The sequence below is a fragment of the Dermabacter sp. genome (assembly GCF_032550575.1).
In the GTDB taxonomy this organism is placed as follows: Bacteria; Actinomycetota; Actinomycetes; order Actinomycetales; family Dermabacteraceae; genus Dermabacter; species Dermabacter hominis.
The window spans coordinates 116,387-129,587 of the sequence record NZ_JAWFZC010000001.1; the positions used below are offsets into that span (position 1 = coordinate 116,387).

Here is a 13,201-nt window from a genome sequence, read left to right on the forward strand (position 1 = left end):
GATGCTCAGGCGTCCCCGCCTGCGCCACCGGACGAACCGGCGTTGACGTTCAGCAGATCGTACTTGTCGATGGCCTGCTTGACGATCGACCGGTCAATCGTGCCCTGATCCGCGAGCGACTTGAGAGCGCGCACGACGAGCGACTCGCGGTCGATGTGCAGGTAGCGGCGGCCCGCAGCTCGCGTGTCTGAGAATCCCCAGCCTTCGGCGCCAAGAACGGCATAGTCGTTCGGCATCCAGGGGCGGATCATGTCGGGAACGAGGTAGTCGAAGTCCGTGGTCGCCACGAACGGGCCCTCGGCGTCCTTGAGCTTCTCGACCATCCACGGCGTCCTGGGTTCCTCTTCGGGGTGGAGGAAGTTGTGCTTGTCCGCGGCGAGTGCGTCGTTGCGCATCTCGCTCCACGAGGTCACCGACCATACAGCCGAGCGAACGCCCCAGTCCCTGTAGAGAAGATCGCGTGCTTCGCGAGTCCACGGGACTGCAACGCCCGAGGCCATGAGCTGGGCAACGGGGCCGTCGCCCTCTTGAACATCATCGACCTTGTACATGCCCTTGATGATGCCCTCGACATCGACATTCTCGGGCTCAACGGGCTGGTGGATCGGCTCGTTGTACACGGTCAGGTAGTAGAAGACTTCCTGGAGGCGCTCTTCGTTCTCCCCGTACATGCGCTGCAGGCCATCGCGCACGATGTGCCCGATCTCGTAGCCGTAGGCGGGGTCGTAAATAACCGCACCGGGGTTCGTGTACGCGAGCAGCGGGGAGTGGCCATCCATGTGCTGGAGACCTTCACCCGCGAGGGTCGTCTTGCCAGCCGTTGCGCCGATCACGAAGCCCTTGGCCATCTGGTCGCCGGCGGCGTAGAAGAAGTCGCCGGTGCGCTGGAAGCCAAACATCGAGTAGAAGATGTAGAACGGCACGAGAGGCACCTCGTGCGTCGAGTAGGCCGTACCCGCAGCAGTGAAGGCGCTCGTCGAGCTGATCTCGTTAATACCCATGTGCTTGATCTGACCCTGCGAGGATTCCTTGTACGCAAGGAGGAGATCGCGGTCCACCGAAAGGTAATTCTGGCCCTTCGGATTGTAGATCTTCGCGGTCGGGAACATCGCGTCGAGGCCGAACGTGCGGGCCTCATCGGGAATGATCGGAACCCAGTACTTGCCAGTTTCCTTGTCACGCATGAGGTCCTTGAGAAGGCGCACGAGTGCCATCGTCGTGGCGACCTCCTGCTTGCCGGAGCCGCGCTTCGCGACGGCCCAAGTCTTCTCGCCGGGAACCGTGAACGTCGCCTTCTTGTGGCGGTTATCGGGAACAACGCCGCCCAGTTCTGCACGGCGCTCACGCATGTACTGCATTTCCGGCGAGTCTTCGGCCGGCATGTAATACGGCTGGTTGTAGAGATCAGCCTCGAGCTGCCGATCGGTGAACGGAATGTGCAGCGTGTCGCGCAGCTGCTTGAGGTCATCGATCGTGAACTTCTTCATCTGGTGGGTCGCGTTACGGCCCGCGAAGTTTTTGCCGAGCACGTACCCCTTAATGGTGTGCACGAGGATGACGGTCGGCTTGCCGTTCTTCACTGTCGTGGCATGCTTGAACGCCGCGTAGATCTTCTTGGGATCGTGGCCGCCGCGCTTGAGACCCCACCAAATGTCGGCATCGCTCATGTCTTCGACGAGGGCCTTCGTGCGCGGGTCGCGGCCGAAGAAGTTATCGCGGATGAAGCCGCCCGATTCGGCGCGGAACGTTTGGAAGTCGCCGTCGGGGGTCGTGTTCATGAGGTCCACGAGGGCGCCGTCGGTGTCTGCGGCGAAGAGCTTGTCCCAGCCCTCGCCCCACACGACCTTCACGACATTCCAGCCCGCGCCGCGGAACTGGGCTTCGAGCTCCTGAATGATCTTGCCGTTGCCACGCACGGGGCCGTCGAGGCGCTGGAGGTTGCAGTTGACGACGAACGTGAGGTTGTCGAGCTGCTCGTTGGCGGCGATGTGGAGGGCGCCTCGCGACTCGACCTCGTCCATTTCGCCGTCGCCGAGGAATGCCCACACGTGCTGCTCGCTCGTGTCCTTCAGACCACGGTTGTGGAGGTAGCGGTTAATGGAGGCTTGCTCAATTGCGTTGACGGGGCCGATGCCCATCGAAACGGTGGGGAATTGCCAGAACTCCGGCATCGCGCGCGGGTGCGGGTAGCTGGGGATTCCGTGTGGGTTCGACTTTTCCTGGCGGAAACCGTCGAGATCCTTTTCATTCAGGCGCCCCATGAGGAAGGCTCGCGAGTAGATACCGGGGGAGGCGTGGCCCTGGAAGAACACCTGGTCGCCACCGCCGCGGTGTTCGCGACCGCGGAAGAAGTGGTTGAAGCCAACCTCGTAGACGGTGGAAATGGAGGCGTAGCTCGAGAGGTGGCCACCGACGCCGATTTCGGGACGCTGCGCGCGATGCACCTGCATTGCTGCGTTCCAGCGCACGGCCCGTCGGATCGACTTCTCGATGTCGAGATCGCCCGGGTACTCGGGCTCGTCCTTCGCGGCGATGGTGTTGACGTAGTCGGTGTTTTCCACGCTGGGAACGTCAACATTCTTTTCGCGTGCGCGCGTGAGGAGGTTGCCGACGATGTGGGAGGCACGCTCCGCGCCGCTGTTCGCTACGACCGCGTCGAGCGATTCGATCCACTCCCTCGTTTCTTCGGGATCCACGTCGTTCGCGTGGCTGGGAAGACCGATCCCTTGACGCCCGGTGATGTCGTTCGAGTTCACGCTGTTGTTCTCCCTCATGGTGTGAGTGAAAAGGGCTGTGCCTTAAGGCCCGCCATTGTGCCGTCCTAGCGTATAGCGTGCGCCCGAAAGAGAGGTGAGCGCGGGGCGGTTAAAGGTGCCGCGGGTCTCACACTTCGGGCGTGGCTTCACGTCGTGTTTTTGTGAGTGACACCGCCGGAGTCCTTAGGTACAGTTGGAGCGTCCCGAGATCCTCCATCTCATTTCCGACCTCCGAAGGAGTCGCCCCTTGTCACCGGTTGCAGCTTCGAGCGACAACCTTGCCGAAGTTTTTGAGTTCCACGAAGGCCAGCTCGTTCAGGAATTCGGGTATGACGACGATGTAGATCTCGACCTTCGCGATGCCATCGAGGACCTTATCGACGCCGACCTCGAAGATGAGTACTCCCGCGAGATCGTGGACGGTGTCATTATGTGGTGGCGCGATGGTGACGGTGATCTCACCGATGCGCTCGTCGATTGCCTGTCGAGCCTCGTCGCCGGAGGGCCCGTATGGCTGCTCACGCCGAAACCCGGCCGCCCGGGTCACGTGGATCCCGCGGATATCCAGGAAGCGGCGAACACCGCCGGCTTGCGCGGAATGAATGCGGTTTCGCTTGCGCCGGATTGGTCTGGCACGCGGTTGGCCTCGCGGTCGTAGTTTTCGCGGAAGAGTTTTCCGACGCCTTTCCGCTTCCCGTTTTGCCGAATCCAGCCGCTCGTGCGACGATAGTCCGCGCGGGTCTTTAGCTCAGTTGGTTAGAGCGCCACGTTTACACCGTGGATGTCGGGGGTTCGAGTCCCTCAAGACCCACGTAAGATGAGAAAATCGAAACTTGCCCCGCCTGATGGCGGGGCAGTTTTGTTTCTGCGGTGACGTGCACCGGGGCGTCGATGCTGGTGTGGGCAAGGACGGTGGGGTGGTCTGCTCGGGTGTGTAGGTGGCGTTTTCTTCGTCGTGGATGGTGATGCGGGTGAACAGGGCGCGGTTGAGGATGCGTCGTTCGGCTGGGTCGCACTTGTTGTAGAGGTTGTCGAGGAGTTTGGTGAGCCGGTCCAAGCCTGTTCGGGCCGCGGCGTAGGTGTCGGTGACGTTGCCATGCCGGTCTCCTTCCGCGAACCTGTCCACAGGGTCGAAGAACCAACCCGGTGCCCAGCAGTAGGCCAGTCATGACGAGGGGGTACATGTTGATGATCCACAGTGACTCACTTACGCTCGCCGACAACCCGTCCGTCAGAAGAGGCACGACCACGTAGAGAATCGAAGTGTCGACCGTTGCAAGCAGCAAACCGAGAGAGACGGCGGTGAGCACGAACCACCGTGTGCGCTGCGAGGCCGGCGCAGGGGGATCTTGAGTCATCTCAGCCTTGCAATATTGCGATACGTCGTCAGAGCGCGGTAGATTTGGGGACCGTATACAGGGAGCATGAAAGTCAGACTCCTGATCATTGGCGCATGTGCTCGGAGGCAAGTCGCGCGAAGATGAGGGTGTCGGTCCATTCGCCCTTGCTGAACCAGTCCTGGACGTGACGTGCTTCGAGCCGGAGCCCGACACAACGAGCCAGTGCTGCCGAGGCGCTGTTGCGGGCATCCATCTGCGCGGTGATGCGGTGGAGCCGGTAGTGGTCAAACCCGAGGGCGAGTACTGCTCGGACGGCTTCGCTGGCGAAACCTTGCCCACCGTGCGCTGGGTCGAGAACCCACCCGATCTCGCCTTGACGGTGCTCGTGATCGGTGAGCCACAACGCGACGTCTCCGATTGGGACGCCGTCATGCTCGATGACCAGCGCAAGCGCGCCACTCTCGCCATCGATGTCAGTCTTCGCTAGGCGTTCGGTGAGCTTGTCGTGGGTGACTTCCGCGGTCCATGGCTCGTCCAGCAGGTAGCGGGCAACGTCGGGTCGCGAGTACAGCTCGTGAAGCCATTCGGTATCGTCGGCGTTATGCGGACGGAGCCGAAGCCGCTCCGTCGCCAACGGCCACTGGGCGGTGGGCTTGAGATCGCGCCGGTAATGGAAAAGTTCCTCGCGCTGTCCTGCGGGCGTGGTTCCGACGGCTCGCTCGACCTCATGGAACCCTGCGTTCGTCAAGCACCGCTGGGAGGCCTTGTTCTCCAGGAGCGTGCGTGCTGTCAAGGTTCGCAATCCACTGTTGCGTGCGAAGCGCGATGCCAACTCCAGGCCCCGACGAGCGTGCCCTGCTCCCCGCGCATCCGGATGAATCCAGAACCCGACCTCGGCAGCCTCGGAGCTGGCGTCGAAGAGCACCAAGGAGCCCACAAACCGGTCCGTCTCGGCGTCGGCAAGTGCGAGAACTGCCAGCGTGCCGGACGACAGACCCTCAGCAACCTCGTCACGGATCATCCGTCGCACGGACTCGGGGGTGTAGTCGGACTCGGGCAGGTGGCCGAAGCGCCGCACAGCTTCATCCTTGGTGCCGGCTGCATACGCGCCTGCGTCCAGCTCAAAGAGGGGGCGTAGGCGAGTGTTCTCAAAGGTGATCGGGAGGGTGGTGGCATCCAGCATGCGCTAAACCTAACATAGAATGGATAGCTAACGGAAGCGTGTTTGGTTAGGCTGGTGGGGTGAGCTACTGGGAACATCGCAAACCTGTGCGACGCCTCCGCGCAGTAGACCTCGGGGAGGTTGCGAGGGCATCGGTGAGGCTGCTGGACGAAGGCGGGTTGAGGGCCCTCACCCTGCGTTCTGTGGCACAACAGGTGGGTGTTGCTCCAGCCAGCCTGTACTCCCGCGTCGAATCCGTCGACGACCTGTTCGACCTCGCCCTCGACACAGCGCTTGCAGACGATCCCGTGATGTCCGAGTCGATCCGCAACGCCGACCTGTCTGCCCTGATGCACGCCTTCTTCGCGCACCTCACGACCCACCGGTGGGCCGGTCAGGTCATCGGTATGCGCGCTCCCAGGGGCCCGGCGTACCTGGCCCTTTCCGAGCGGATGTGCGTCCTGCTCGAACAAGCGGGTACCCCGGATCCGCTGGGAACTGCCTACCGATTGTCCAACCTGGTGATTGGCGCCTCGCTGACCGCACCCATGGCGCCTGACGAGAAGCGCGTCGCCATTGACCCTGACCAAGCTCCTACCTATGCGCGGCTGCACGCGACGCACCACGTCAGCCCACGCGAGATTCTCTCCGACGGCCTCACGGCACTCCTGTCGTGAGGGGGCCTTTTGATTCGGGGCCGCCCTGCGTCGCTAATGGCCACGGACTGGTCTCCGTGAGAGTGCGCCCCCTTCGCAGTGCGCCGATAGTCGGACGGGCTGATCCCGACATCGTTCGCGATCGCGCGGAGCGCCTCGCTATCGTGATACCGCCGTTCCAGAGAGTCGGCTGCCTCGCTACCGATGCTGCGGTGCGGACTTACCGGTTCTGGCTCACGTTGGGTAGGCCGCCCCGCGCGACTGCGGATCGTTCGGTGCAGTGATCTCATGGAACCCACCGGTGGGGCGAGTTTCTACAAGCTTTCTGCTAGGTCCACCATCGCCACCCTCACTCTTCGCGAAGAGTGAGGGTGTTGTGACGTTGTGTTCTGGTTGCTCAGTCGCGGTTAGCGCACGCCGTGTCGACAATGCGGGCGCAGCCCTTGTATCTTCGCTCCGGACGAAGGGCGGGGCCCGTGGCCCGAACGGCTCGTGTGAGGCTCTGACATATTCCCCACAGATTTGCGCTTTCGGTTTTGCAAAATTCCTATACTGGAGGTCGCACGCTCGAACGGTCGACAAGGAGCATTCATCCATGACACCTGAAGTGTCCGCGCAGCATCCCGGGCTCGACGTCGAGGCTATCCGCCGCGACTTCCCGATTCTCCATCAGAACCTCGCGGATGAAAAACCGCTGGTGTATCTGGACTCGGGGGCGACGAATCAGCGCCCCCAGAGCGTGATCGATGCCGAAGTAGCGTTTCTCACGGCGAGCAACGCGGCGGTTAAGCGCGGCGCCCACCAGCTCGCGGAGGCGGCAACGGATCGTTACGAGGGGGCGCGCGAATCCATCGCTAGTTTTATTGGTGCGACGGACCCTCGAGAACTCGTCTTCACTAAGAACGCGACCGAAGCACTCAACCTCGTGGCGTACGCCCTCGGTAATGCGGATTCTTCAACTCCGGAACACCTACGCGTGCACGAAGGCGATGAGATTCTCGTGACCGAGATGGAGCACCATTCGAACCTCGTGCCGTGGCAGGAACTTGCCCGCCGCACGGGTGCGACGCTTCGCTATATCCCCCTGACGGACGATTTCGAGTTCGACCTCACCGATATAGATTCGCTGCTGAATGAACGCACGAAGGTTTTCGCTTTCGCGCATCAGTCCAATGTGCTCGGCACGATCAATCCGGTCCCGACTCTCGTGGCGCGCGCCCGCGACGTCGGTGCCCTGACGGTGCTCGACGCATGCCAATCCACGCCTCACATGCCGATCGACGTGGCCGACCTCGGTGTCGATTTTCTCGCCTTTTCCGGGCACAAGATGCTGGGCCCCACGGGCATCGGCGCGCTGTGGGGGCGATATGAACTTCTCGCGGAGCTCCCGCCGTTCCTGCTCGGTGGTTCGATGATCGAGATCGTGCACATGGATCACACGACCTTCGCGGAGCCCCCTGCACGTTTCGAGGCTGGAACCCCGATGATTTCGCAAGCAGTGGGGCTCGAGGCAGCCGTCGGATATCTCCGGAACCTGGGCATGGCGAACGTTGCCGCCCACGAAGCTGTCCTTACCGAGCGCGCCCTCGAGAATCTCGCGAGGATTGACGACGTGCGGATCATCGGCAAGGGCCCGGGCGAAGGGCGCGCGGGCGCCGTCGCGTTCAGTGTTGAAGGCCGCCACCCCCACGACATTGGGCAAGTCCTCGACACGCTCGGCGTTGAAGTGCGCGTGGGGCATCATTGCGCGTGGCCGCTTCATCGTCGATATGGTGTTCACGGAACGACGCGCGCAAGCTTCAGCGTGTATAACACGCTCGACGAAGTTGACCGCCTCGCCTCTGCACTCGAGGAAGCCATCTCGTTTTTCAAAGGATTTGATCGATGAACCTCAATGCGATGTACTCCGAGCTCATTTTCGAGCACGACAAACGCCCCCAGAATTTTGGGCTTCGCGAGCCGTTCCAATCCGAAGTTCACCACGTCAACCCGACGTGTGGGGACGAGATCACGCTGCGCCTCCAGCTTGATGGCGACGCGGACAACCCGACGATCACGGATCTGTCCTATGACGCGACGGGGTGCGCCATGAGCCGCGCCTCCGCCTCCATCATGAGCGATCTGCTCATCGGCGAGAGCCTCCAGGATGCACAGAAGACGTTTGACCACTTCGACGAGGTCATGCACTCTCGCGGCAAAAACGAAGGCGACGAAGACATCATTGGTGATGGGATCGCACTCGTGGGCGCAGCAAAGTTTCCCGGCCGCGTGAAGTGCGTACTCATGCCGTGGAAGGCCTATCAGGCGGCCCTCGCCGAAGCTCAAGCCGCGCGTGGATCGCAATCCTGACTCTCGTTCACCGACAACCGCCGAGGTACAACCCATGACGACCATCGACCGCGTGACCGCTCTGCTCGAAAGCCTCTACCCGCTCCAATGGGCGGAAGAGTGGGACCGCGTGGGCCTCGTGCTCGGGGACCCCACCTGGGAGGTCCAGCGGATACGCCTCGCGGTGGATCCGACGGTTGCCGAGGCTCGCGAGGCTGCGAAGCGTGAAGGAACGCTCCTCATCACGCACCACCCGTTGCTGCTACGGGGCGCGAGCTTTCTGCCGGCAACGACGGGTAAGGGGGCGGTGGCGACCGAAATCCTCCGCTCGCGCGGAGGGCTGTGGTGCGGGCACACCAATAGCGACCGTTCGCAAAACGGCACCGTCGGGGCATGGCTTGAGCTGCTGGGCCTTTCCGATGCCAGGGCGCTTGAGCCGGGTAAGCCCGCGGACGATGAGTCCTTCTTTGGCCTAGGTGCCGTGGGAGAGTGTGCCGAGCCTTCGACGGTCGGTGACGTGGCCCGGCTTATCGCGAAGAGCGTGCCCGCCACTGCTCAAGGGGTCCTATTTACCGGCGAAGCGGATCGCGAGGTGCGCCGTATTGCGGTGTGCCCGGGCGCCGGGGACTCTTTTCTTGAGGCCGCAACGAACGCGGGGGTGGATCTTTACATCACATCGGATCTTCGCCACCACCCCGCCCTAGAGCACCTCGAATCGCGCGCGGATCACTCTCGCGTGCCCGCACTCATCGACCTTCCGCACTACGCGAGCGAATACCTCTATCTGCCGCATCTCGCCTCGATTGTGCGCGAAGAATTCCCCGAACTTGAGGTTGAGGTTTCAGCTCTCTCAAGCGATCCCTTCACGGAGGCAGTGAGATGAAACGCCTTGTCAAGCCCACGCCGGTCCGCGAGGGCGACAAGGTTGCCGTACTCTCGCCCGCGTGGGCGGCTCCCGCGTACTTTCCCGCGATCCACGAGCAGGCGATGAGACGGCTCGAAGAGATCTTCGGGCTCGAGGTCGTCGAATACCCCACGACCCGTGCACTTGGCGCGAGCCCCGAGGAACGTGCCCGCGACGTGAACGCCGCTTTCGCTGATCCCGAGATCCGGGCGCTTATCTCGACTATTGGCGGTAACGATCAGATCCGTATTCTTCGTTACCTCGCCCCAGAACTTCCCGTCGCTGATCCAAAGCCGTTCTTCGGTTATAGCGATAACACCAATCTCCACTCGTGGCTTTTCGCGCACGGGCTTGCAAGCTTCTATGGCGGTTCGACCATGGTCCATCTCGGGAGTGGTCCGACGGTGGATTCCGAACATGTCACCTCACTTCGCGCGGCGCTCTTTGGTGAAGGGGACCTGACCTACACTCTTCCCGCCGATAGCCAAGATTACGGGTTCGATTGGAGCGAAGAGCGTGCCCTCACGGAAGCCTCGCCTCGCGAGGCCGCAGTTCCTCTCGAGTTCTACGGATCACGAACGCGCGTGCGCGGTCGCACATGGGGTGGATGCCTCGAGGTGCTCGACCAGCTCGCGTGGGCAAACCGACTTCCGGATCTCGCAGACCTCGAAGGCGCGATACTTATCTTCGAAACATCCGAGTTTCTTCCGGGCCCCGACCTCGTAGGCCGCTGGATCCGTGGAATGGGGGAGCGCGGCTACCTCGAAGCCGCCGCCGGGATGCTCGTCGCGCGGCCCGTCGTCGACGACCGGGACCATCCCGCTCCCGAGAATGTGCGCGCGGCTCGTCGTGCGGCGCAGCGTGATTACGTGCTCGCCGAACTTTCGCGATACGCGCCGGATCTTCCCGTGTGCTTCGGTGTTCCTTTCGGGCACACGCGCCCTCAATACGTCATTCCCTACGGTGGAGACGTCACCATCGATACGGGCCGGGAAGAGGTCGTGGGCCACTACGGCCAGTGAACGTCAGCGGCGCTCCCAATCGTCGATCACGGTGAGCGTCCGCCGAGTTTTACCATCGGTGATCTCGAAATCCAGTGCATCGCCGAGGGCGGAGGTGAGCACGTCGAGGACGCCCTCAGCTGTTGTGGCGGCCTCTGGCGCCTCGCAAAGAGCGCGCGCAACGAGGCCTCGATAACGCTTAGCGTCGTGGCTGATCACCTGGCGCGTGCCCTCGCGCACCGCCACCGGGGACACCTCGAGAACCTGCGCGCCCTTAAGCGGCATCATCGAGCGATACGCGCCGGAGCGGCAATCGATCACGATTTCGCCGCTACGCTCGATTGCTGCGCCAATGTCTTTGAGATGCTGCTTCCACCATGTCGAGACTTTTCCTAGTCCCAACACTTCGCTTCCCGCTGAAAGACGATAGGCGGGGATGAGGTCTTTTGTGCAGTCGACCACCCCAAAGAGTGCGGACTGCACGAGAAGCCGGCAGCCGTCGGACACGGAGACCGTGCCGAGGGCATCGTAGAGAACTCCCGAATACACCTCGAGTGGCGGCGCGACTGGTTCGCGCTCGAGGTGGGCCATGCGCTCGCGCAGCTCCGGTTGAGTAGCCGGGATTTTGAGTGCGCTCATCGCGGTGTCGCTCTCGGCAGTGAGCTTTGCCGCGCGCAGCATGTCCTCACGAGCTTCGCGTAGTTCACCCCACGACATCGAGGCGAGATCGAGACTCGGTGCTTCGAGGGCGGCGGGGCGAGTTTTCGTTTCCGACGGTGGTAAGAGAATTAACATCTCGTGCGAGCTCCTGTTGGTCGGGCGTGGAGTAAAATTGAGGACTGGACCAGTCAGCTGGACAGTCGCGAGGTATTGCCTCGAGGAAAGTCCGGGCTCCCCCTGGCACGGTGGTGGGTAACACCCACCCGGAGTGATCCGCGGGCCAGTGCCACAGAAAGCAAACCGCCTGCTGCGCAGGTAAGGGTGAAAGGGTGGTGTAAGAGACCACCGCGGCGCCAGCGATGGTGCCGGCACGGTAAACCCCACCGGGAGCAAGGTCATGCAGGAGGCGCTAAGGCTGCCAGGCCGAGTCTCCGGGTAGGCCGCTCGAGGTCGTCGGTAACGGCGATCCTAGATAGATGACTGTCGAAACAGAACCCGGCTTATAGGCTGGCTGGTCCGCGCCTTAGGCGCCCCCGATGCCCTCCGCCTCAGGCCTCTTCGACCGACTCAGCAGCGAGTTCCGCCGCCGATTCGTTCTTCTTGTCTTTTTTGGCCTTCTTCTCGCCCTTGTCTTTTTTCACTTCGAGCTTACGCTCGGCGTGAGCAAGTGCAGCCGCACCGATGATGCCTGCTTCGTTGCGGAGTTTCGCGGGCACGATCTCGGTTTTGAGATCGAGGAAGTGAAGGTACTTCTTCGCGTCTTTCGACACGCCACCGCCCACGATGAACAAATCGGGGGAGAAAAGGAACTCAACGTGGCCGTAGAACTTTTGCAGGCGCTCCTTGGCCCATTCCTCGTAGCTGATGCCGGCCTTCTCGAAAACCGAGCTCGCGGCGAACTTCTCAAAGCTCTTTCCCTCGTACGTGAGGTGGCCGAGTTCCGAATTAGGAATGAGCTTGCCGTCCATAAACATTGCCGAACCGATTCCGGTGCCGAGGGTCGTCATGATGACAAGGCCGGACTTGTCCTTGCCTGCGCCAAACTCCATTTCGGCGATGCCGGCGGCGTCAGCATCGTTGACAACGAAGACCGAGTGGCCCGTGACCTCAGACAGGAGGGTATCGACATCGGTGCCGATCCACGAATCGTCGACATTTGCCGCAGACTTCGCGACCCCGTGCTGAATGATCGCGGGGAAGGTCACGCCCACGGGCATATCCGCGGGAACATCAAATGAGTCGATGAGTTCCTTGACCGTTTTCGCGACCGCATCGGGGGTTGCCGGTTGAGGCGTGGGGATGCGCACACGCTTCTGGGCGAGTTCCCCCTTCTTCAGATTAACGGGCGCACCTTTGATGCCGCTGCCGCCGATATCGATTCCGAATGCTTCCTTGGCCATGGTGAAAGGTTTCTCCTTGCGGGGTGACAATGTCCTTTAGTCTACGCGGAAATCTCAGCGTCCGGATCGGTCAGAATCTCGTAGCCGTCCTCGGTAATGAGGAAGGTGTGCTCAAACTGCGCCGTATAGCCCTTATCGCGTGTCGTGACCGTCCAGCCGTCGTCCCACTGATCCCACTCACGTGAGCCGAGCGTCACCATTGGCTCGACCGTGAAAATCATGTTGGGTTCGATGACATCGTCGTAATGAGGCGCGGAATCGTAGTGAGGAATGATCAGGCCGTTGTGGAAACCCTCGGCGACACCGTGCCCCGTGAACTCCCGCACCGATTCGTAGCCGAAGCGACCCACATATTTCTCGATCACGCGGCCCACGACATTGACCTCGCGGCCGATCTTCGCGGCTCGGATCCCGCGGAACATTGCCTCCTCGGTACGGTCGATTAGATCCGCTGCCTCCGGAGCGATCTCGCCGACGGGGAATGTCGCGTTCGTATCGCCGTGCACGCCATCGAGGTACGCGGTGACATCGACGTTGAGAATGTCGCCCTCTTCCATGACGGTGGAGTCGGGGATACCGTGGCACACCACTTCGTTGAGGCTCGTGCAACACGACTTCGGGAAGCTCAAATATCCAAGCGTCGAGGGGTAGGCGCCGTGATCGAGGATGACCTCGTGGACGATGGCATCGATCTCGTCGGTCGTGATCCCCGGTTGTGCTGCCTTGCCCGCTTCTCGCAGCGCGATTGCGGCAATGGCGGAGGCGCGGCGCACGCGCTCGATGACCTCCGAGGTTTGCACGTAGGGGCCGCAATTATCGGACTTGGCCTCGTCTTTGAACGCGTATTCAGGTCGCGCGATCGACGAGGGAACCTGTCGAAGGGGGCCGATGGTGCCCGGTTCAAGCACGGAACGGTTTTCGGGACGAAGCCAGTGGTCTACAGTCATGGTTACCAGTTTGACAGGTTCATCTGGATAACGACTAACGAAAGGCG

At 62.0% G+C, this 13,201-nt stretch carries 11 protein-coding genes, 1 tRNA gene and 1 other RNA gene; 8 read left to right on the forward strand and 5 right to left on the reverse strand.

Annotation, left to right across the window (positions count from 1 at the left end; genetic code table 11):
• Positions 1 to 5 precede the first annotated feature (5 nt).
• A complete protein-coding gene (gene aceE / locus E6X30_RS00590; RefSeq protein ID WP_141742359.1) occupies positions 6 to 2,774 on the reverse strand; it encodes a pyruvate dehydrogenase (acetyl-transferring), homodimeric type in 2,769 nt (922 codons plus the stop codon).
• 229 nt (positions 2,775 to 3,003) lie between these two features.
• Between aceE and E6X30_RS00595 the strand changes: the two genes are divergently transcribed.
• Positions 3,004 to 3,414, forward strand: coding sequence for a DUF3052 domain-containing protein (locus E6X30_RS00595; RefSeq protein WP_016664500.1), 411 nt, complete (start codon positions 3,004 to 3,006; stop codon positions 3,412 to 3,414).
• A gap of 79 nt (positions 3,415 to 3,493) precedes the next feature.
• Positions 3,494 to 3,567 (forward strand) — tRNA-Val (locus E6X30_RS00600).
• Between the two features lie 632 nt (positions 3,568 to 4,199).
• Here E6X30_RS00600 and E6X30_RS00605 read toward each other — a convergent pair.
• Positions 4,200 to 5,279 (reverse strand): GNAT family N-acetyltransferase, encoded by a 1,080-nt coding sequence (locus tag E6X30_RS00605; protein WP_016664501.1) that lies wholly within the window; start codon positions 5,277 to 5,279, stop codon positions 4,200 to 4,202.
• A 134-nt stretch (positions 5,280 to 5,413) separates the two neighbouring features.
• Here E6X30_RS00605 and E6X30_RS00610 point away from each other — a divergent pair, with 134 nt between their 5' ends.
• From E6X30_RS00610 to E6X30_RS00630, 5 genes are all read left to right on the forward strand, one after another.
• On the forward strand, positions 5,414 to 5,935 hold the full coding sequence (locus E6X30_RS00610) for a TetR/AcrR family transcriptional regulator (protein ID WP_016664502.1): 522 nt from the start codon (positions 5,414 to 5,416) through the stop codon (positions 5,933 to 5,935).
• 574 nt (positions 5,936 to 6,509) lie between these two features.
• A complete protein-coding gene (locus tag E6X30_RS00615; RefSeq protein WP_259873948.1) occupies positions 6,510 to 7,802 on the forward strand; it encodes an aminotransferase class V-fold PLP-dependent enzyme in 1,293 nt (430 codons plus the stop codon).
• Positions 7,799 to 8,263: a Fe-S cluster assembly sulfur transfer protein SufU gene (sufU, locus tag E6X30_RS00620; protein ID WP_016664504.1), complete on the forward strand. Its 465-nt coding sequence runs from the start codon at positions 7,799 to 7,801 to the stop codon at positions 8,261 to 8,263. Before E6X30_RS00615 ends, sufU begins: the two co-directional genes overlap by 4 nt.
• A gap of 34 nt (positions 8,264 to 8,297) precedes the next feature.
• Positions 8,298 to 9,125, forward strand: coding sequence for a Nif3-like dinuclear metal center hexameric protein (locus E6X30_RS00625; protein ID WP_316335524.1), 828 nt, complete (start codon positions 8,298 to 8,300; stop codon positions 9,123 to 9,125).
• A complete protein-coding gene (locus E6X30_RS00630) occupies positions 9,122 to 10,168 on the forward strand; it encodes an LD-carboxypeptidase (protein WP_316335525.1) in 1,047 nt (348 codons plus the stop codon). Before E6X30_RS00625 ends, E6X30_RS00630 begins: the two co-directional genes overlap by 4 nt.
• Positions 10,169 to 10,171: 3 nt before the next feature.
• On the opposite strand, the gene E6X30_RS00635 is transcribed toward E6X30_RS00630, so the two are convergent.
• Positions 10,172 to 10,942: a peroxide stress protein YaaA gene (locus E6X30_RS00635; RefSeq protein WP_316335526.1), complete on the reverse strand. Its 771-nt coding sequence runs from the start codon at positions 10,940 to 10,942 to the stop codon at positions 10,172 to 10,174.
• 49 nt (positions 10,943 to 10,991) lie between these two features.
• Here E6X30_RS00635 and rnpB point away from each other — a divergent pair.
• Positions 10,992 to 11,326: RNase P RNA component class A (gene rnpB, locus E6X30_RS00640), an RNA gene on the forward strand.
• 29 nt (positions 11,327 to 11,355) lie between these two features.
• Here rnpB and ppgK read toward each other — a convergent pair.
• Both ppgK and map read right to left on the reverse strand, forming a co-directional pair.
• Complete coding sequence (gene ppgK / locus E6X30_RS00645) at positions 11,356 to 12,207, reverse strand: polyphosphate--glucose phosphotransferase (protein ID WP_070436025.1); 852 nt, start codon at positions 12,205 to 12,207, stop codon at positions 11,356 to 11,358.
• 41 nt (positions 12,208 to 12,248) lie between these two features.
• Positions 12,249 to 13,154 (reverse strand): type I methionyl aminopeptidase, encoded by a 906-nt coding sequence (gene map, locus E6X30_RS00650; protein ID WP_316335527.1) that lies wholly within the window; start codon positions 13,152 to 13,154, stop codon positions 12,249 to 12,251.
• Positions 13,155 to 13,201 lie beyond the last annotated feature (47 nt).